The organism is Mesorhizobium tianshanense, from assembly GCF_007830515.1.
Lineage (GTDB): Bacteria > Pseudomonadota > Alphaproteobacteria > Rhizobiales > Rhizobiaceae > Mesorhizobium > Mesorhizobium tianshanense.
Genome location: NZ_VLKT01000018.1, coordinates 17,233 through 35,586, shown reverse-complemented (window position 1 = coordinate 35,586; position 18,354 = coordinate 17,233). Strand labels below are relative to the sequence as shown.

At 60.9% G+C, this 18,354-nt stretch carries 14 protein-coding genes; 5 read left to right on the top strand and 9 right to left on the bottom strand.

Features of this window, described 5'->3' with window-relative positions:
- Positions 1–25: 25 nt before the first annotated feature.
- Positions 26–1,057 (bottom strand): hydroxyacid dehydrogenase, encoded by a 1,032-nt coding sequence (locus IQ26_RS15815; protein ID WP_145718803.1) that lies wholly within the window; start codon positions 1,055–1,057, stop codon positions 26–28.
- 178 nt (positions 1,058–1,235) lie between these two features.
- On the opposite strand from IQ26_RS15815, the gene IQ26_RS15810 reads away from it, so the two are divergent.
- Both IQ26_RS15810 and IQ26_RS15805 read left to right on the top strand, forming a co-directional pair.
- Positions 1,236–2,672 (top strand): aldehyde dehydrogenase family protein, encoded by a 1,437-nt coding sequence (locus IQ26_RS15810; RefSeq protein ID WP_208760169.1) that lies wholly within the window; start codon positions 1,236–1,238, stop codon positions 2,670–2,672.
- 182 nt (positions 2,673–2,854) lie between these two features.
- Complete coding sequence (locus IQ26_RS15805) at positions 2,855–3,865, top strand: hypothetical protein (RefSeq protein WP_240547135.1); 1,011 nt, start codon at positions 2,855–2,857, stop codon at positions 3,863–3,865.
- Here IQ26_RS15805 and IQ26_RS15800 read toward each other — a convergent pair.
- From IQ26_RS15800 to IQ26_RS15780, 5 genes are all read right to left on the bottom strand, one after another.
- Positions 3,816–5,390 (bottom strand): glycosyltransferase, encoded by a 1,575-nt coding sequence (locus tag IQ26_RS15800; RefSeq protein ID WP_145718799.1) that lies wholly within the window; start codon positions 5,388–5,390, stop codon positions 3,816–3,818. The genes IQ26_RS15805 and IQ26_RS15800 overlap by 50 nt on opposite strands.
- A gap of 39 nt (positions 5,391–5,429) precedes the next feature.
- Positions 5,430–7,562 carry a glycosyltransferase gene (locus IQ26_RS15795; RefSeq protein WP_240547134.1) on the bottom strand — a complete coding sequence of 711 codons (2,133 nt, stop codon included), beginning with the start codon at positions 7,560–7,562 and terminating at the stop codon, positions 5,430–5,432.
- Between the two features lie 20 nt (positions 7,563–7,582).
- Complete coding sequence (locus IQ26_RS15790) at positions 7,583–8,233, bottom strand: bifunctional DNA primase/polymerase (protein WP_240547133.1); 651 nt, start codon at positions 8,231–8,233, stop codon at positions 7,583–7,585.
- Positions 8,234–8,386: 153 nt separating this feature from the next.
- On the bottom strand, positions 8,387–9,730 hold the full coding sequence (locus IQ26_RS15785) for a glucoamylase family protein (RefSeq protein WP_240547132.1): 1,344 nt from the start codon (positions 9,728–9,730) through the stop codon (positions 8,387–8,389).
- Between the two features lie 47 nt (positions 9,731–9,777).
- Positions 9,778–10,530 carry an SDR family NAD(P)-dependent oxidoreductase gene (locus IQ26_RS15780; protein ID WP_145718790.1) on the bottom strand — a complete coding sequence of 251 codons (753 nt, stop codon included), beginning with the start codon at positions 10,528–10,530 and terminating at the stop codon, positions 9,778–9,780.
- Positions 10,531–10,984: 454 nt separating this feature from the next.
- On the opposite strand from IQ26_RS15780, the gene IQ26_RS15770 reads away from it, so the two are divergent.
- Positions 10,985–12,250: an O-antigen ligase family protein gene (locus IQ26_RS15770; protein ID WP_145718786.1), complete on the top strand. Its 1,266-nt coding sequence runs from the start codon at positions 10,985–10,987 to the stop codon at positions 12,248–12,250.
- A gap of 259 nt (positions 12,251–12,509) precedes the next feature.
- Here IQ26_RS15770 and IQ26_RS15765 read toward each other — a convergent pair whose 3' ends face one another.
- From IQ26_RS15765 to IQ26_RS15755, 3 genes are all read right to left on the bottom strand, one after another.
- On the bottom strand, positions 12,510–13,268 hold the full coding sequence (locus tag IQ26_RS15765) for a class I SAM-dependent methyltransferase (protein ID WP_145718783.1): 759 nt from the start codon (positions 13,266–13,268) through the stop codon (positions 12,510–12,512).
- Positions 13,269–13,845: 577 nt separating this feature from the next.
- Entirely contained in the window at positions 13,846–15,054 is a 1,209-nt protein-coding gene (locus tag IQ26_RS15760; protein ID WP_145718781.1) for a polysaccharide biosynthesis/export family protein, read from the bottom strand.
- A gap of 160 nt (positions 15,055–15,214) precedes the next feature.
- A complete protein-coding gene (locus IQ26_RS15755) occupies positions 15,215–15,889 on the bottom strand; it encodes a sugar transferase (protein WP_145718779.1) in 675 nt (224 codons plus the stop codon).
- Positions 15,890–16,443: 554 nt separating this feature from the next.
- On the opposite strand from IQ26_RS15755, the gene IQ26_RS15750 reads away from it, so the two are divergent.
- Entirely contained in the window at positions 16,444–16,758 is a 315-nt protein-coding gene (locus IQ26_RS15750) for an exopolysaccharide production repressor exox (protein WP_240547131.1), read from the top strand.
- 530 nt (positions 16,759–17,288) lie between these two features.
- The gene (locus IQ26_RS15745; protein WP_145718777.1) at positions 17,289–18,302 is read left to right on the top strand and encodes a glycosyltransferase family 2 protein; all 1,014 of its coding nucleotides are present in this window, start codon (positions 17,289–17,291) and stop codon (positions 18,300–18,302) included.
- Positions 18,303–18,354: the final 52 nt, after the last annotated feature.

The following is an 18,354-nucleotide window of genomic DNA, read 5'->3' as shown; positions in this document are numbered from 1 at the left end:
TCGCACAGGCGCTGGGTCTGGCGGCTCAGTTCTTGTCGACCGGCTTTGAACGCATGCGCGAAACGGTCTCGCGTTCGGCCCGCTTCGAACGCATCGGCGGCAGGCCGCGGTCGATCAGATCCATGTCCTCCAGCACCATGTCGCCCATGCGCTTGAAGGCGACGTCGAGCGCGCCGGCCCGATGGGCGGAGCGCAGGAAGCCGGGCAGCGAGCGCACGGGATGGTCCTGCGCCAGCGGCTCTTCCGGAAACACGTCGCTGGCGGCGACGATGTGACCGCTGCGAACGGCGTCCATCAGCGCCGGAAAATCGACCACGCCGGCACGGCTGAGCAGGATGAAGGCGGCTCCCTTGCGCATTCTGGCAAAGGCCTCGGCGCCGAGAAAACCCTGATTTTCGCTGGTCACCGAGGCGACGACGAAGATGAAGTCGCTGGTCGACAAAACCGTGTCGAGCGAGGCCGGCTCGACGCCGTTTTCGATAAGGATCGATGGCGGCAGCCACGGATCGAAGACCTTGGTCCGCGTGCGAAAGCCTGACAGCAGCCGGTTGAGCGCGCGGCCGAGATCGCCGAAGCCGATGATGCCGACATCAGCGCCGGAGAGAATCCGCGCCGTCTGGTTGCCGTCGCCGCCCCAAAGTTCCCTGCCCTGCCGGAAGGCGAGATCGGCATCGACGATGTCGCGGGCGAGGTTGAGCGCCATGGCAAGACCGAGTTCGGCGACGGGCTCGGCGAAGACCATGCCCGTGGTGACGACATGGATGCCGCGCGAGAACAGCGTTTCATACGGCATGTTGTTGATGAGGTTGCTCTCGACATTGAAGACGCAGCGCAGCGCCGTCATCCTTTCCAGCGTCTCCGGCGCGATCGGCGGCTGGCCGACGATGTAGCGCGCCTCGGCGAGCACGTCGGCTGGGAGGGCCGCGACGCCTTCAGGCGTCGTTTCGACGATGCGGTATTTGGCGCGGAATCTCGCCAGCACCTGCGGCGTGAAGATCAGGTCGAGGGTGCGCGGTTCGGGCGCGCTGATCACCAGCGGCAAGGCGCTGTCGGACATGGCAGTTCCTCCCGGCGCGATCCGTATCGCGCCTTTCAAGAATCATGTTTTTCCACCTCGACATCTAGCACATGCCGACGGAGCCGAAGAACTTTGCCGTCGCCGGCGGCCTTGCGATGTGGCGGCTGGTGGTCCAGATAGACGGCAATCGAACGACGACAAGGAAGATAGCGACATGATCCCGTTTCGAAAGAACCTCATCGATGGCGAGTGGGTAGGCGACGCCGCCTCCCGCAACATCAATCCATCCAATCTCGACGACGTGGTTGGCGAGTATGCGTCGGCAGGCGCGGATCAGGCTCGGCAGGCGATCACAGCAGCGAAACAAGCGTTTCCGGCGTGGTCCCGATCAGGTCCGCTGGCCCGCCATGCGGTGCTGAAGAAGGCGTCGGACGAGATTATGGCGCGCAAGGACGAATTGGGCCGCAATCTGGCACGCGAGGAAGGCAAGACGCTGGTCGAGGGCGTTGGCGAGACCGTGCGGGCCGCCCAGATATTCGACTTCTTTGCCGGCGAGACGCTGCGCCTGTCGGGTGAGATGGTTCCGAGCGTGCGGCCCGGCGTCGGTGTCGAGATCACGCGGGAGGCTGTCGGCGTCGTCGGCATCATCACGCCGTGGAACTTCCCGATCGCCATCCCGGCCTGGAAGATCGCCCCGGCCCTGGCCTACGGCAACACCATTGTCTTCAAGCCGGCCGACCTGGTTCCGGAGAGCGCCTGGGCCATTGTCGACATCCTGCACCGCGCCGGCCTGCCGAAGGGTGTGCTCAATCTCGTCATGGGCAAGGGTTCGGTGGTCGGCCAGGCCATGCTCGACAGCCCCGACCTCAATGCCATTACCTTCACCGGCTCGGTCGGCACTGGCAAGCGCGTGGCTGCAGCGAGCGTGGAGCACATGCGCAAGTTCCAGCTCGAAATGGGTGGCAAGAACCCACTTGTCGTGCTCGACGATGCAGATCTCGGCACGGCCGTCGACTGCGCAATCAATGGCGCATACTTCTCGACCGGCCAGCGCTGCACGGCATCGTCCCGCCTGGTCGTGACGGAGGGCATCCATGATCGCTTCGTCGACGCGATGAAAGATCGCCTGGGCAAGCTGGTCGTCGGCGACGCTCTCGATGCGAAAACCCAGATCGGACCGGTCGTCGACCAGAGCCAGTTGAAGCAGGACGAAGACTATATCGCTATCGGCCGCCAGGAAGGCGCCGACCTGGCCTTCGGCGGCGAGCTGCTCGATCGCGAAACCCGTGGTTTCTACCTGCAGCCGGCGCTGTTTACCGAAGCCACCAACGCCATGCGCATCTCACGCGAGGAGATCTTCGGGCCCGTGGCCAACGTCATCCGCGTCAAGGACTACGACGAGGCGCTGGTGGTGGCCAACGATACGCCTTTCGGCCTGACGTCGGGCATCTGCACGTCGAGCCTCAAGCACGCCACGCATTTCAAGCGCAATTCGGAGGCCGGCATGGTGATGGTCAATCTGCCGACGGCAGGCGTCGACTTCCATGTGCCTTTCGGCGGACGCAAGGGATCGAGCTATGGACCGCGCGAGCAGGGCCGCTACGCTGCGGAATTCTACACGACGGTGAAAACCGCCTACACATTCGCCGGCTAAGCAAGTCGACGCTACGCGAGCCCAGGCAGGCGGAGTCGGCTGCATCGCTGGCGGAAAAACCATGGCCCGAGGCAAAAATTACGGGAATGCGGTGGCGGGGAACATCTTCGTACCCGACATTGCAACGTCGCCGGTGCCTGGGTTAGTCCTCGCAGATGGGCAAGTTTCGTCGGCGAGAGCTTTTGCAAAAGGCGGTTCATTCCGCCGCGCTGCGCTTTCTCCACGTTCCTCCGCTGTTATGGTCCAAGGGAATCGGCTCCTTCTGCGATTTTGCCGGTCCACGCTGGTATCGATACGCGCCGACCGAATCGGCACAGACGGAGGCATTCTTCCGCAGGCACTATAGCGGTGCGCATGGCGTGGTCTGGCTGCGCCTGAGCACCCGTGCCAGGGAATTGCGTGTCTGCGATCTCGACACTTTCGTCGAAGTGGTCCTGCCGACCATCAAGGCGCCGTTCACGCTGGTGACGACGGACGGCGATGCGTCGGTGCCGTCAAATCTCGCGAAGGATACCGCCGAGCGGCTTCTTGCCAATCCTTTCCTGGTGTCCTGGTACACCCAGAACTGCGATGGCGATCACCCCAAGCTCAAACCTTTCCCGATCGGGCTCGATCTCCACACGCTGCGCAGTTTCAGCACGCCCGGACAGCTTGCGAGGCTCCTCGAAACCATTCGCCGTCGGCAGGACGCGCCGGAGCGCCGCCCGCTCAGAATATTCTGTGATCTCAACTTGAGCAGGGGACCCACGGGGCGACGGGACTTGGTCGATGCCCTGAAGGGATGCCCGCATGTCGATTTTCTTGACAAGCGGCTATCGCAACGCTCCATCTGGGAGCGCTATGCACAGTACCCGCTGGTCCTTTCGACGGCTGGAAGTGGCCTCGACTGCCACAGGACGTGGGAACTGCTGTATCTGGGCTGCATCGTCGTGACAAAGACGTCGCCGCTCGATCCTCTCTATGAAGGGTTGCCCGTCATCATAGTCGATGATTGGCATCAGGTCCGGAATCCCGAAATGATGGAGCGATGGGTCGGCCAGGTCGCGCATCTGACCGACCGCGATTTCCTTTGGCAACGGCTGCGGCCGCAAGCCTATCTGGAACCCATCCGGCAAGAGCTCGAGCAGCGCCGGTCAGTCCCGATCACCACGGAACATGGAGTATCTCAAGCTTGGGAAGACCGACGGGCCTGATGCCCAGATCGTTGGCGAGAGCGCCAAAGCCTTCGGTTTCGATCAGATCGCGATAGGGAATCTCCGGGAACCGAAGACCGCCGCGATGCAATGCGGCGTCGACAAGAAGCATCGTTCCACCGACCCCATCGAGACCGATGCTTTCGAGATGGCGAACGTCGCTGAGGTGAAGGCGGCCTATGAAATAGGCAGGCGGCTGGTAAAGGCCGCCGCGTATTTCACGATAGTAGCGATAGTTCTTTTCAGGCTGAGTGGTGACGAAGCTGTTGAGGTCGAAGCTGTCGCCGCCGGCGATCTTCACGCAGTTGGGAACCGCTATGCGATGCCCGCTTACTATCAGCCGGTTCAAGACATCGCTTGGAAATCGCCACACATCGATATCGATCCACAGCGCCCAGGCATCGTCGGCATCCAGTCCATGATCGATCAGGTGGTTGCGTACCTTGGCGATGGCGCCCCGTCTCTTGCGCTGCTGTCGCGGTTTCGTTCGCTTGGCCCGGTCGAGGCGTGTGCCCACATGCTTTTGCAGCAGGACGACGCCACGATAGGCGCCGGCAAGCGGCGCCACTGCCGCCTGCAGCCTTTCCCAACTCCCGTCCGAACTGTCGCCCTCGCAGAAGACCAGCTTGATCCTGTCCTTGGGGTAGTCGAGCACCTGCAACGCATCGAGGAACGGCTGGATATGGTCGGCCGCATCGCGCAGCGGCACCAGAATGGCGACATTCGAGCCTGACGGCGGCGCTGCCGAAAGCGCCGCCTGGCTGACGCTCGCCTTCGCCGCGGCCTCGTCCAGATGCGCGCCGCGTGTCAGATGGTGCCAGAACCGATAGGCGTGACTGCGGATCGTGTCCCGCCACCGCGCCGCGGGCCGCGGTGTCCACCATGTGCCGGCCCAATGATGGATCGACAGCGTCTGCGCTCCATTGCCAACCGGCATGTCCGTGCGCCCGGCCGAGTCCATAGGCGCAAACAGGGTGGAAGCGTGTATGGCGAAGGCCGCCTGGTCGCCATAGCCGAGCTGCGCGGAGGTCAGCACACAGGGGCCGGTCGCGTCGAGCGCTTCCTTGGCATGGACCAGCCCCGGCAACAGGGACAGGACCTCCAGCCAGAACGGATGCCGGGGCGGGCTCGCCATCGTGCCGTTGAACAGCAAATAGGGCAGGCCGCGAAACTTTGCCTGGACGAGCGCGTGCGTATCCGGCTCCTTGCAGAGCACGACCCGGTCCTCGCTCATGATCGCATCGAAAGGGGCGACGCATTCGCAGTCGATGTCGGCGTAGACCCCGCCAAAATGATGGAGCAGCAGGTAGCGTGCGGCATCGGCGCGCATCACACCGTTCGAATAGCTGCAAAAGATCGGCAGGAAATCCGGATAATGCTCGGCGACGAGCTCGAGCAGCATCCGGTCGCTCCAGAACATTGTTGTCCAGCCGGGATGGTGCCGTTTCCAGCTTTCGACATAGCCCTGAAAGCGGGCAGGGACGCTGTCGGTCTTCCAAGTCTGGTGCAGGATGGTGGGGATCATCGGCAGCTCATCGATCGGTGTTTGGAAAAAGCGTGGATATCATGCGCCGGCATCGTCCAGCCCAAAGCCGCCGCGGACGGCCTTGCGGATGGCTTCAGGACCGAACCTGGACCATACGGCTTCATGCGCCCGGGCACGCTGGCTCGCCATGCGCGTGCGGTCCAGACAAAGCTCGATGGCCATGTCGGCAAGCCGTTCATCCGAATCCGATAGAAGCACCTCTTCATTTTCGACCAGGTCCAGGCCCTCGACCGCCAGCGGCGTCGCAACCACCGGAATGCCCCAGGCCATCGCTTCGAGAACCTTGATGCGCGTGCCGCCGCCTGCCGAAAGCGGAATGATGCTGAGATGCGCGCGCGACAGCAATGGCCGCATATCGTCCGGATTTTCTACGAGGTCCACGCCTTGCAGTCCGGTTAGCGCTTTCACGGCCGGCTTTGGATATCGGCCGGCAAGAACCAGTCTCGCGGTCGGCAATCGCTGCCGGATGCGGGGCAGGATGGTGCCGGCCAGTCGTTCAGCGGCATCGATGTTTGGCTTGTATCCGAGATGGCCGACAAACAGGATGACCGGAAAGCCGTCGGACGTCGCAGCCGCCGCCGGCAGGTCCACGGGAATGTCCTCGAAACGAGGGATGCCGTTCGGCACGATATCGATCGGCACCTTGTGCGGCGAAAGAGCCGCCAGCCTTTCGTAATCCTGCCTCGAGCAGACCCAGGCCCTGTCGACGATGGCGAGCGCCTTTCTTTCGAGGCGCCTGACGCCAAGGGCGGCGGCGATGGTCGGCGTCGACCTTGTGTCATCAGCGCGATGCAACTGTCCCGCTAGGTCGGACTCGACATTGTGCATGTCGAGGATGAGCTGTCCGGCCAAGGGCCGCAAGGGTCGCAGCAGTTTGAACAGCGCAATGCCCTCGACCACGACGCTGTCCGGGGCAAATTCGCGGACAATCGCCTCGAGACGCGTCAGCGCGGCGCGTGGAATTCGTTTCTCGGCACTGATCCTCCACCAGCCGATCGAGGCCGTACGGGCTTCCCCCTCGATCGTCAAAGAAGCCGTTTGAATGCGGGGATCGGCCGGTTTCGATGGATCGGTCTGCGGCCGGATCGAGACAAGGCAGACCGGCCCGATTTCCGCCGCGACCACGGCGTTGCGATAGTTCCTGAGATCGGCGCCCGAGGTAGGAGGGAAGGCCGGATCGTAGGACAGCACCAGCGTGCGCCGCTCCTTGCCGTGGTTGGAGGTGGTAGCCTTTGCATCCGGCCTGTGCTTTTCAGTCATTGCTCCGACGTGGATCCGGGCGCTGTACTGCAAGGCCTTCCAGCTCCGGCCGGATGCTTGATGGGCGCGAACGGCCCGCATCATGCCTGCCGCGTCGGCGTATCTTTTGTGCTTGATGAGCTGCCGTGAAATCCGCTGCGCGATCCAGGACTTTCGCCATTGAACGGCCTCCCATTCGACGCCAAAGTCAGTCAGCCTGTCCAGTTCGAGCGCAATGGCAAGAAACGTCCTGCGCGGCGCAAGGATGAAGCGCTGCGCCATTCGTGTCTCGTCGTGATGATAGAGCAGCACCGGAGCCGAGACGACTGCCACCTCGAAGCGCGCGAGCAGGGTCACCCAGTAGCACGTGTCTTCGTCGAGGCCGATCGCTTCCGGAAAGCGAATTGCGGCCGTCGCTGATGTCGCGACCAGCGCGCTTCCCATGGCGATCGGCCAGAGCTCGTTGAGAAGATATCGCCTGGTGTTTTGAGCTCTGTCGCTGGTGTATCCGTGCGGGGTCTTGAGCTTGTCCGGCCGCCCGTTCGTGCGGCGGATGCTGGCCCCGATCGACAGGCCCGCCTCGGGATTGCGCAGGAGGGCGTCATGCAGAAGCGACAGGCCTCCCCCTATCAACTCGTCATCCGCATCGAGGAAGAATATGGATTTGCCCCTAGCCCGCGCAATTCCGACATTTCGCGCGGCGCCGGCGCTGCCGAGGCGGACGGTCACGACCTCCAGCGGCAATCCGTACCGCTGCGCGCTTGCGATCGCGGCAGAAGCGGTCTGATCGTCGGAACCGTCGTCGACCAGAAGGATTTCGCCGATCAGATTCCTGTCGGACATCAGGCTGCGCAATGTGGCATCGATCGTCGCGGCAGCATTCCTTGCCGGGATGACGACCGTGACGTCCAATCGCGTTTCTCCCGATTTACTCACTGCCGCTCGAAAAAGCCTCGGTTTCGCACACGATCGTAATAATGCTTGAGCGGCGAGACTGGGCGCAGCGAAAGATCGGCGAGGCTCTCGACCAGCTGCGGTTCGACATCGAACGGCGACTGGTTCTCCAACCAGCTATAGGAGGAGCCGTCCTTCAGCACCGAGGGGCTGCCCACCACGTAACCGCCAAGCGCCTTGACGTGGCCGACACGGCGCATACCGAAATGCAGGCTGGATGACACCATCGGTTCGCGTGTCCTCAGATAGACATGGAAGCCGTTCGGGGACCTTGCGACCGGCGTGCGGTCTGCAATTTCGCCATGGAGGCTGAACCAGCCCCGATATGCGGCGGCTTTGTCGAAATCCAGGATCAGCAGGTTGGAAAATCCTCCCAATATGCCGACATTTCCGGCGAAGTCGTGAAACCAGCGCTCGATGTCTTCGCCGGTCGGTGGTTTCTGCGACAGCTGGAACGCAATGGAACAGAAGGCGAGCTCCTTCAGGTCCTTGCGGCAGGTTTGCAAATGCAGCGGATCATATCCCATGGCCTCGAGGTCGAGATGCTTGCCGCCGGCACGAAGCGGCAGGCATACGTAACCCCGCGCCAGCAGCCGGGCCGCATAGTCGGTTCTTATTTTGGGCAACATCCAGAAATGTTCCGCGGCCATGCCATTGCACGTCAATCTTCTTTAGCCGAATAGCGCTTTCGTCAAGCGTTGGATGCGGCGAGGCGGCCGTGCAAGTGCCAGGTCGCGTCGATCCTTGATCAGGTCGCTGTGGTTTCCGGTTCGATGGATCCGTCATCCGACGCAGGCAGCCTCGCGAGGGCTCGCCGGCTGCGACAGCCAACCGCCGCTGAACCCGGCCTTTTGCAGGCCATGACGGATATGCTGACTTGACCGCATCAGGTTCCAGATCAGGCGCGAGCGGTGGTTTTCGATCATCAGCACGACGATACCCTGGTCCAGTCCGTAGTGCCCTTCCGATACCCAGCCGCTCGGCCCGAACTTTCGCCGGTTCGCCAGCGTCGGGTTGAAGCCGCTCGGCATCCTGAACCTGTCGATCACCTCGGGGTGGCGTTCTCTGAGATGACGCAGCGCCGGCAGGCAGATTTCCGGCGCGAAGGGCAGCGATGCGAGATACGACCACGGCGCTACTGTTCCGTCGTCGGGGCCGAACGGCGCACCGCGAGCTGCGTAGCCGGAAAATTTGCGCGGCTGCCGCTCGATCCGCGCGCGGAAATTGCCGGGTCCGTCACCCGCCGAAAGACCCCAAAGTCCTTCGCTGTAGCCGTCGTGGCCGGAGGGGTTGTGCCGTGCATAGTCCCGGTGAAGGAAAGTCGAGCGGCGGCTGTTTTCAAAATAGTCCGAGTTCTTCTCCCGCATGAACGCATCGCGGATGCCGTCGAAATCGATCCAGGCATGCGAGAACTGGTGCATGAACAGCGGACCGCCATAGAGCACGTCGTAACCATAGATGTTCTCCCACCGATATGTCGCCGTCCAGCCCGCATAGCAGTCGTCCGAGGCTGGCTTGTCCGGGGCGGCCATTGCCAGAACGTAGAGCAGCATCGCTTCGTTGAAGCCTTCCCAGCCATAACGCAGAAAGCCGCTCTTCGGCTTCCAGCCCTGTCGCAGAGTCGGACTGCCGCCTTGCGCCCATCGCCAGTCGACGCGCCGGTAGAGCACCTCCGCCAGGTCGCGGATTTCGGTTTCATCGTCATTGTCGCCTGTGAAATAGGCACCAGCCACGAGCACGCCGGCCATCAAAAGCGCCGTGTCGACCATCGACAATTCGCATCGCCAGGCACGCTGGCCGGTCTGCATATCGAGGAAATGATAGTAGAACCCCTTGTGGCCGGTGGCGTCGTCGCCATTGCCCTGCCGGCTGTTCCAGAAGAAGCGCAGTGCGGCAAGCGCCAGCTTCGCGGCTGCGTCTCGTGTCATCCAGCAGCGCTCGACCCCGACCGGATAGCACGACAGGGCGAAGCCGACGACCGCGATGCTTGCCGGCCAGTTTGGCCGCGACGTGTCGGCGACCAGCCCGTTCTGCGGGTTCACGGTTTCCAGGAAATAGCCGAAGGCCGCGCGTTGGAAGCGGTCGAGCAGGTCTTCGTCGGACAGTGGCGGTTCGACGCTGAGCAAACGAAGTGAACTCCGATCTGGCGACGGTAAATCGCGCCTGACTTGCTTCAATAGGTCGCCCGGCCGCCGGAAACGTCGAAGACGGCGGCCGTCGTGAAGGAGCATTCCTCGGAAGCGATCCATGAGATCAGCGCCGCCACCTCCTCGACCTCGCCAAACCGCGCCATCGGAATTTTCGACAGCATGAAATCGATGTGCTCCTGGCTCATCTGCTGGAAGATCGCGGTGCGCACGGCTGCCGGCGTGACGCAGTTGACCGTCACCTTGGTCTTGGCCAGTTCCTTGCCCAGCGACTTTGTCATGCCGATCACCGCCGCCTTGGAGGTGCTGTAGGCCGACGCGTTGGGATTTCCCTCCTTGCCGGCAATCGAGGCGATGTTGACGATCCTGCCGTAGTTGCGCTCGATCATGTGCGGAACCAGCGCCTTGTTGCAGTAGAAGACGCCGTTGATGTTGATCTCGATGACCCGGCGCCAATCCTCCACCGAATAGTCCCAGGTCGTCATGTTCGGTCCGGTGATGGCCGCGCTGGTGACCAGGATATCGACCGCGCCAAACGCGTCGATCGTACTGAGAGCGGCATGCTCGACCGCTGCCGCATCAGCGACATCGACGGTCACGCCGTGCAGGCCGGCAATGACAGCCTTGACCTGTTCGATCTGGGCGGGATCGCGATCCCAGACGCAAACGCGCCCGCCTTCTTCGACGATCCTTCGCGCGACGGCCAGGCCGATGCCCGAGGCGCCACCGGTGATCACAGCCGACCGTCCTGCAAACCGTCCCGCAAAACTCATCGGCATATGGTTTTCCCTTGTTGCCACCCCCGACGGGCGCTGGGCGGCACCGTCGGCGGCGAATGTGAAGTCAACGGCAGACAAGTTCAAGCCAGGATTGGAACCTCCGAACAGGTTCATGGTGGGCCAGGAGCAGGCCGCTGAGAGGCCCTAGTCTTCTGGCAACACTTTCTCCCGGCGATGGTCGCGGTCAGATGGCCGGCGAGGAGGAGCAGGACGAGTTCCCGCTCCCTCGGCGAGAGTTCCGGCCATAGGATGGCGAGGGGTCGTTGGTTATAGCGGCACCGCCTTGTCGTGGTCCTTTTACCGCCCTCCTCAAGGCGTCCGCACAGGTGTTTTTGCCTCATTTGGGTGACAGGCTGCGGGGGATGGGTTATATTGCACTGCACAATGAGAGCGTCCGCAGTTGGCGCGGCGGCGAATCGGCATTGAACTGGATGGACGGGATTCCGCTACCGAGATGAAGATTCCGAAATCTCTGTTGGTCGACCCGGAGAAGAACACGGTCTACGGCGCATTCGCCGTTGCCATTTCCATCTGGGCGTTCTCCTACTCCTCCGTTTTCGGCCAAATCCTGATCCTGGCCTATTATGCGGTCTGGCTTCCCCTCATCCTGGTGGACTACCGACGGCTGTTGCGGCATGCCTCCAGTGCGTGGCTCCCGTTGGCGTTTGCAATCTACATCTGCCTCTCGGTGTTCTGGTCGGATGCTCCCGGCATCACGTTGAGGACGGCGATCCAATACTGCTCTCATATTGCCTGCGCCTACATTGCAGCGCGCACCGTCAGTGTCCGGACGTTGACGATCGGCTCACTGGTCGGGATTTTTCTCGTCCTGCTCTATTCGCTCAAGGTCGGGGCTTATTCCTATGATATTCTCGACGGGACGTACAATTTCGTCGGCGCATTCAGCTCCAAAAACCAGATTGGCTTTGTCGCATCGCTCGGGATCTATTTTTGCATTGTCTTCCTGGCCTTTCTCAGACGCGGCCGGATAAGCCTTTTCCTGACGGCGCCGGCCGTCGTTCTGTCGGCCTATATGCTGTTCAGTGCGCATTCCGCCACCTCGACGGCTTCGATACCGGCGGTTCTCGCTCTGGTGGCTCTGCTTGCCATGACCAAGAAGCTTTCGCTCCGCTATCGACGGGTGATTTTCCTGGTCGGCGCGGGCGGGCTGGTCGTGGTCACCGTGGTTGCCTTCGCGGGACTTCTGGATTTTGTCCTTGGCGCTTTCGGAAAGGATTCCACGCTCACCGGACGGACCTATCTCTGGGATCAGGGCTGGAATGCGGCACAGCAAGCGCCGATCCTCGGCGTTGGCTACGCGGCCTATTGGGTACAGGGTTTCGCCGAGGCGGAGCGGCTTTGGAACGAATTCTACATCACGACCCGAGCCGGCTTCCACTTCCACAACACCTACATAGAAGCCCTCGTCGAGCTTGGCTATGTCGGGGCGACGCTGATTTCGCTAATCATCCTGCGCACGCTCTGGGGCCACATATCGGCATTGGTGTTCAGGACGTGGCAAGCCGAGTCCGTGATTCTCGCCGGCGTGATGGTGCTTCTGTTCATCCGGTCCTTCGTCGAGATCGATACCTTCAACCCCTACATCATGGGCTCCTTCCTCCTGTATTACAGCTACTTCAAGCTGGCGAAGGTGCCTGTCGCCCGTCCCCGATGGACCGCGGTCAGCGATTTCGAGGAAGCGAAAGCCGCAAGGGGCTAAGCAAAAAATGACTGTGATCTTGGGGCAGCTTCGCGAACTATTCGGGCATGATTTCCTGCAATCAGGCTTGGTGGGGCACCTTGGGTGACCCAAGGGTCCAACCCCAATACGCCATGATCCCCCGACTTCGACGCCAAGGCGGTCTATGATCTTCTACGCCCAAACGAAGACGCCGCCCCGCCAGCACTAAGGCCGAACGATTGTCTCGCGGGCAACTTCTGAAGCGGTGGCGAGAGGCAGTTGCTCCGCCGCCTGTTGATCAGGCCCTAAGGGTCAGGAGCGCATACCATGCGAACCGCTTCACAAACGGCAGCGTCAGAACGACTGAATCGACAGCTTTGCCAATTGTGTAGACGGTCTCCGAGATGCTTCGCGGCATCAGCGCGCTTCCTACGGAGCACAGGCCGAAATATTCCACCTGGACATCGCGGAAATAGCGGCGAGCCAACGCGAAGTCCGAAACTAACAATGGATGTTCGTCAGCGGTGCGGATGAGAGGTGTCCGCCTTCTGTAGGCATTCAGGAGAGGATTGTGTCCCATCGGCTCGTAGAAGGACGCCACGCCGTTCGGCTTCAAGACACGGACCACCTCGGAAAAGCACCGATCCAGGTCCAGGTGATGGATGATCCCGCGTCCATACACCAGGTCGAACTTGTTGTCCTCGAAGGACATGGCTTCCGCATTCATCGCCAGGAATGTGGCGTTCATGTTTCCAAGCGTTCTCGCCCGTTCATTCGCCTTGTTTACTGCTACTTCCGAAATATCGATCCCCGTCAGCGATCGGCAAAGATCGGGCAGGTGCAGGGAATGCAGGGACCACCCGCCATCGGAGCAACCGTACTCGAGCACGTCTGCATTTTTCGAAAGGCGTTTTATTTCCTCGTCTTGACGTTTGGCACCGTGACGGATTGTTCGATACCACTTGTCCAGACTTTCTCTTGGATCCTCCTCCTGACTAAATCTGAGATTGTGAAATTCTCTTTCTCGATTGACGATTTCGTCCCTTTCACCGTGCATGACAAGGTCCTCTCCGGATTTAGCTGCAACTAAAGCACAACTTCTGCTTGCGCTGTAATTACTCACGTCCCGAGTTGGCGGTAGGCTGGCTTGTCGGTCGGCGAGCACAGTGTTGGCGAGTTCAAGGCGAACTCGTCCGGTCGAACTCTTCGCCGATTCAGTCGATCTGTTCGGCGTGGTCGGGATCGGCCAGAATGGCCCAGCAACGCCACCGCCGCAATCTTCCGAGCGGACAGTTGCGCTTTCCAGTGGTGCGGACGGGATAGGATACGCCCCCCGACCACCGGTTCGCGTTTTCGAATGCGACCGTATGCTCCCAGTGTCCCCCAACTTTCGAGTGTAGGCGAAGCGGGCGACTTGTCAACGGCGGAGCAGTTCCAGGCCAGCGCGACGGGAATGCCCTTTCCTGACTATGTCTGCCGGCCTGGCATACCGTGCCAGGCACTAGGTCGACAACAGGAGGCGCATCGACATGGTCCGGATGTCGAACTGGTCGAGCGGCACGGCGATGAGCTGATCGCTGGTATCGTCGGTGGTGCCGGCTACGGCCCTTTGTCGACGCAGCTGGTCGAAAACCCTATTGGACGGCCACGGGCGCCAGCTTGACCTTGATCACGTCTCCGGGCAGCACGGGCGTGTCCTCGCTGGCGCTGATTTCGCTGGTCTTGCCGTCGACCACCCGAACCAGGCTGAACGACATTATTGGCTCTTCGCCGTCGCGATAGCGGCGCGACGCGGGATTCGCCGACACGACTTCAGCCATCAGGCCCGTTTGCATGTTCATCTTGAGCATCGTTGCACTGAGATCGGATTCTACCTGTTGTCGGTCGGCGGCAAGGCTCGCATTCTGGGTGTTTTCCAGATCGATGGCGTCCTGGGTGGCCTTGCTGATCGCCTGCTTGGCGGTGAGGATGGCCGTGTCGTAATCTAGAATCTTGCCTTCCAGGTCGGCGATCGTTTGTTGCGAATTCAGAACCCGCGTGTTGACGACAAGGCCTTTCTGCGCCAGCGAACCGATGCCGCTGAGCTGTTCCTTTGCAAGGTCGACCTGCCGTTGCTGGTTGACCATCTTTTTCTGCAGCGAATCGATCTCGCTCTGCAGCAGCTTCTTCAAATCGTCGAGCGCCTGAAGGCGCAGTTTGAGCTTCTGTTGATCGGCCGTCAGGATCGCCATTTCGTCGGCAACGATGCTCTCCAGCTTCGGATCGTCGGCCACCTCCTTCGGCACGTCGAATGCCGGCTTGTCCGCTATCTCCGCTTCGATGCGCGCGCGCCTGACGATCAGTCGGACCCGTTGGTCTTGGAGAACGTCAAAATCGCCCTTGGCATTGATCATGTCGCGGTCGTACCGCTGTCCTTCGGGGCTCCGCCGGACACCGCCGGCGATGCTCATCGCCCTCAGGACGGTCAGCTCGGGCACGTAAGGATACTGGCCGGGGGTCTGGACCTCCCCGGAAATGTAGAACGGCCTGTACTGCGCCATTTCGACGGAGGCCTCCGGCCGGTCCGCCAGAGCGAGCTTGCGCTGGAGCGCCTGGGCGATCGCCGCCGCGACCTCGGACGTGGTCTTGCCGGATGCCGGCATTTCGCCGACGAACGGCACGGACAATGTTCCGGCCGGGCCGACTGTGTATTCTCCGTTGACGGCCGTCCAGTCGCGGAACGTGCCTTCAACGGTCTGCCATTCGGCCACCCGGATGGTCAGCTTGTCCTGCGATCCAAGACGGTACTCGTCGGCGGCGGCGAGTTGGGGAACGGCGAATGCCAGCGCAAGGCAGGTCGTCATAACCCGCATCCGCCGCATGCGATTGCCAACAATGCCGGCGCAGGATATTTCGAAGATGTCTGTTTTCAACTCGACGTTTTCCGTTCCGCTTGACCCCACCCGATGAAGCTTGCCGCAGAATGCTTGGACAGCCACTCCTCGACACAGGGCTCCCCGCCGGTCAGTAGCAGCCCCGCGACATCCAGACGGCAGGCACAGTTTTGATGATAATACGAATATCTTCAAAGAGCGACCAGTTCTCGACATAGTGGCGATCGAATGCAACGCGGCTGTCGTAGGAAACGTCGTTGCGGCCGCTGACCTGCCAAAGCCCGGTCAGGCCGGGGCGCGATTTCAGGTAATACACGGCCGAACTGCCGTAAATCTCGAGTTCGTCGCGCACCACGGGACGAGGACCGACAAGGCTCATGTCGCCCTGAAGGATGTTTATGATCTGCGGCAGTTCATCGAGGCTGAGCTTCCTCAGCACGGCTCCGACGCGCGTGACGCGTGGATCGTTCTTGAGCTTGCGGGTCGCTATCCATTCGGCGTTGGCGTCCGGGTTGGCGGCAAGATATGCGGCCAGCACCCTTTCGCCGTCCTGAACCATGGTGCGAAACTTGAGGCACGGGAAAATCCGTCCTCCCCGACCGATCCGGCTGTGACCGTAGAAAATCGGCCCGCCGTCGGAAAACTTAACCAGCAGCGCGACCATCACAAACAGCGGACTGAGAGCAACCAGGCCAATCAGTGAACCGGCGATGTCGAAGCTGCGTTTGAGCAGGCCGCCGATCGGTGGAAAATCAATGCCGGCCTGCGAAAAATCCGCATTAGCCGGCTTGGCTACGTCCCTCATGCGTAAACTCCATACGTTGAACGGATGGTTTGCCGCACGATATCAAAAAAATGCTGCATCGCAACACACAATTTCTCGATCGCTTGAAATAATCACGTCATGAATTGACTAAATAATAAACCGAACCTGCACAAATTTTGACCTGTATGGCAAGTTTATGACTGTTTATAGGCAAATTTGAAAAATCTAGTGCCTTTTTGAGGCTGCTTTTGGGCGAATCGCTCTTTGTGCGGTGGTTTGGAGCATTATCGTGAGGTAGTTTCGCAAAATATAGAGAGGTATTAAAGTAAAATAATAATTAATATTAGAGCTCTTACTGAAATAGGCCCATATCGGGTGGTTGGTCGTGATGCCGATGTGTGCATCGCAGCATGGCAGAGTCAATCCCGCAAACTCGGTCAAAATTATTTGTGGTTGGCCTTGCCGGCTATTGCACGTCCTAATAGAGTTGCAAATTGTTTCTGTCAGAATATGGACAGCGTGGAAAGGCCGGAAGCAACCGGCCAAAAAAGCGGGCGGCCTCAACAAGCTCGCATGGCGAAGGGAGGCTCGGGGTGGGTCAATCATCGATTTTGCCCGAGCAGGTTGACGGGCTGTCGGGTATGTCGCTACCAAAATTCATTGTCGGCATGATTTTCGCTCTGGCGATCGTGGTCGCCTGGTCTTTTCTGGGCGGCGCTTCGCTCGGCACGACGCTTTTTCGTGTTATAGCCTGCGCCATTGTCATCCAGTTGGGCTACTTTTTGCTGGTTTTTGCCATGGTTGTCAGAAACGCCCCGACATCGGCTGACAGGATTCGCGATGTCGAGCGAACGCTGGGTTCGACCGAAGATGGCGAGAAGTTCAGTGCCAGGAGAAGCCTTCGCTAACCTAGCGTCGGGGCCGGATTCCTGTCGGACTGCTCGCCCATGACGGCATTCTGAACAACCGTTTTCCGATTTCCTTCAGCCTCTGGTTCAGCCTCCAGACTTGCCGACCTTGACGGGGCGGCCGTTCTCATCGTGACCAGCCCAGTCGGCGAGAGCGATCACCGCCAGCCAGCGCGATGATCAGGGCCGTCATCGCGCCGCAATCCGTCGGTCGCCTTGGCGATCAGCGATTCGAGTGCGCAGACGGCTTCATGCATAATGAGCAGGGACGGTTTGCGAAGCAGCGCGTCTATCTGCTGGCATTTGCCGCCCGCCGATTTGCGCCATGACGACACCGAAAGGAAAGACTGGACGGCGCGAGCGATTTTGGCGATGCTTTGCTTCGCACTCGCAGCATAAGCGCCGACTGACGCTTTTTCGAACGCTGGACGATTGGCGAGCTGGGCAGTCGATGAGCTAGACAGAGCTGCTTCGAACATTGAACGGGGCGAGGAAATTCGGAGCTACGTGAGCAGTCGAGAGGCGAATTGATGACAGAACCCCAGGTCTGCGTGATCATCGCTGCCCGCAACGCGGCGCGTACAATCCCGAACGCCATCGCATCGGCATTGCGCGAGCCGGAGGTGGCGGAAGTCGTGGTCGTTGATGACGCGTCCACCGACGACACCGCGAAAGTCGCACAGGCGGGCGATGACGGCAACGGCAGGCTTTCCGTCATCCGCCACGATGTCAATCGCGGCCCTTCCTTCGCCCGCAATGCCGCGATCGCCAGGTCCAAATCGCCGTTCATCAGCATTCTGGACGCCGACGATTTTTTTCTAGAGGGCAGATTTCGTGAATTGTTCGCCAGCGCCGATTGGGATTTCGCTGCCGACAACATCATGTTGATCCGGGACGATGCGGTGACCGATGTCTCGAAAATCGTCGCTCCGCGGTTTTCGGCCGATCCGGAGTTCCTCGATTTCGAGCGTTTCATAGAAGGCAACATATCCAGGCGCCGTGTGCAGAGAGGTGAGTTGGGCTTCCTCAAGCCGGTGATCAGCCGCGCTTTTCTCGACCGGCATGGGCTGCGCTACGACGAAAACCTGCGTCTGGGCGAAGATTATGAACTCTATGCGCGCGGGGTCGCCTGCGGGGCGCGGTTCAAGGTTATCAGGTCCTGCGGTTATGGCGCGATCGTTCGGGCGGATTCGCTGAGCGGCCGGCACAAGACGCAGGATCTCAAGCGTCTGGCCGACGCGGATTTGGCGCTGCTGGCGATCGACAGTCTGCCGGAAGGCTCGAAGGCCGTGCTCAGAAGGCACGAACGGCAAGTACGCGACAAGTATCGGTTGCGGAACTTCCTCGACATGAAGAACGAGCAGGGACTGACATCGGCTGCGGCCTACGCCCTGGCCAGCCAATCCAACTTTATCCCCATCGTTCGCGGCGTGGCCGCCGACAAGCTGGATGCGCTGTTTCGCCGCGTCGGCTTTGCTTCGAGGCAACCAGTGCCGCCGCTGCGCTTTCTCATGGCCGCAACCCGCCCGGTCGGCGAGACCTGAGCTTGTCCGCAGCCAGCACCCATGCCGGTCACGTCAACAGGTCCTTACCCTG

What these genes read in the sequence shown, in the direction of transcription:
- IQ26_RS15815 (WP_145718803.1), bottom strand. Translation starts at nt 1,057, where the DNA reads ATGTCCGACAGCGCCTTGCCGCTGGTGATCAGCGCGCCCGAACCGCGC.
- IQ26_RS15800 (WP_145718799.1), bottom strand. Translation starts at nt 5,390, where the DNA reads ATGATCCCCACCATCCTGCACCAGACTTGGAAGACCGACAGCGTCCCT.
- IQ26_RS15790 (WP_240547133.1), bottom strand. Translation starts at nt 8,233, where the DNA reads ATGTTGCCCAAAATAAGAACCGACTATGCGGCCCGGCTGCTGGCGCGG.
- IQ26_RS15780 (WP_145718790.1), bottom strand. Translation starts at nt 10,530, where the DNA reads ATGCCGATGAGTTTTGCGGGACGGTTTGCAGGACGGTCGGCTGTGATC.
- IQ26_RS15770 (WP_145718786.1), top strand. Translation starts at nt 10,985, where the DNA reads ATGAAGATTCCGAAATCTCTGTTGGTCGACCCGGAGAAGAACACGGTC.
- IQ26_RS15765 (WP_145718783.1), bottom strand. Translation starts at nt 13,268, where the DNA reads ATGCACGGTGAAAGGGACGAAATCGTCAATCGAGAAAGAGAATTTCAC.
- IQ26_RS15760 (WP_145718781.1), bottom strand. Translation starts at nt 15,054, where the DNA reads ATGACGACCTGCCTTGCGCTGGCATTCGCCGTTCCCCAACTCGCCGCC.
- IQ26_RS15755 (WP_145718779.1), bottom strand. Translation starts at nt 15,889, where the DNA reads ATGAGGGACGTAGCCAAGCCGGCTAATGCGGATTTTTCGCAGGCCGGC.
- IQ26_RS15745 (WP_145718777.1), top strand. Translation starts at nt 17,289, where the DNA reads ATGACAGAACCCCAGGTCTGCGTGATCATCGCTGCCCGCAACGCGGCG.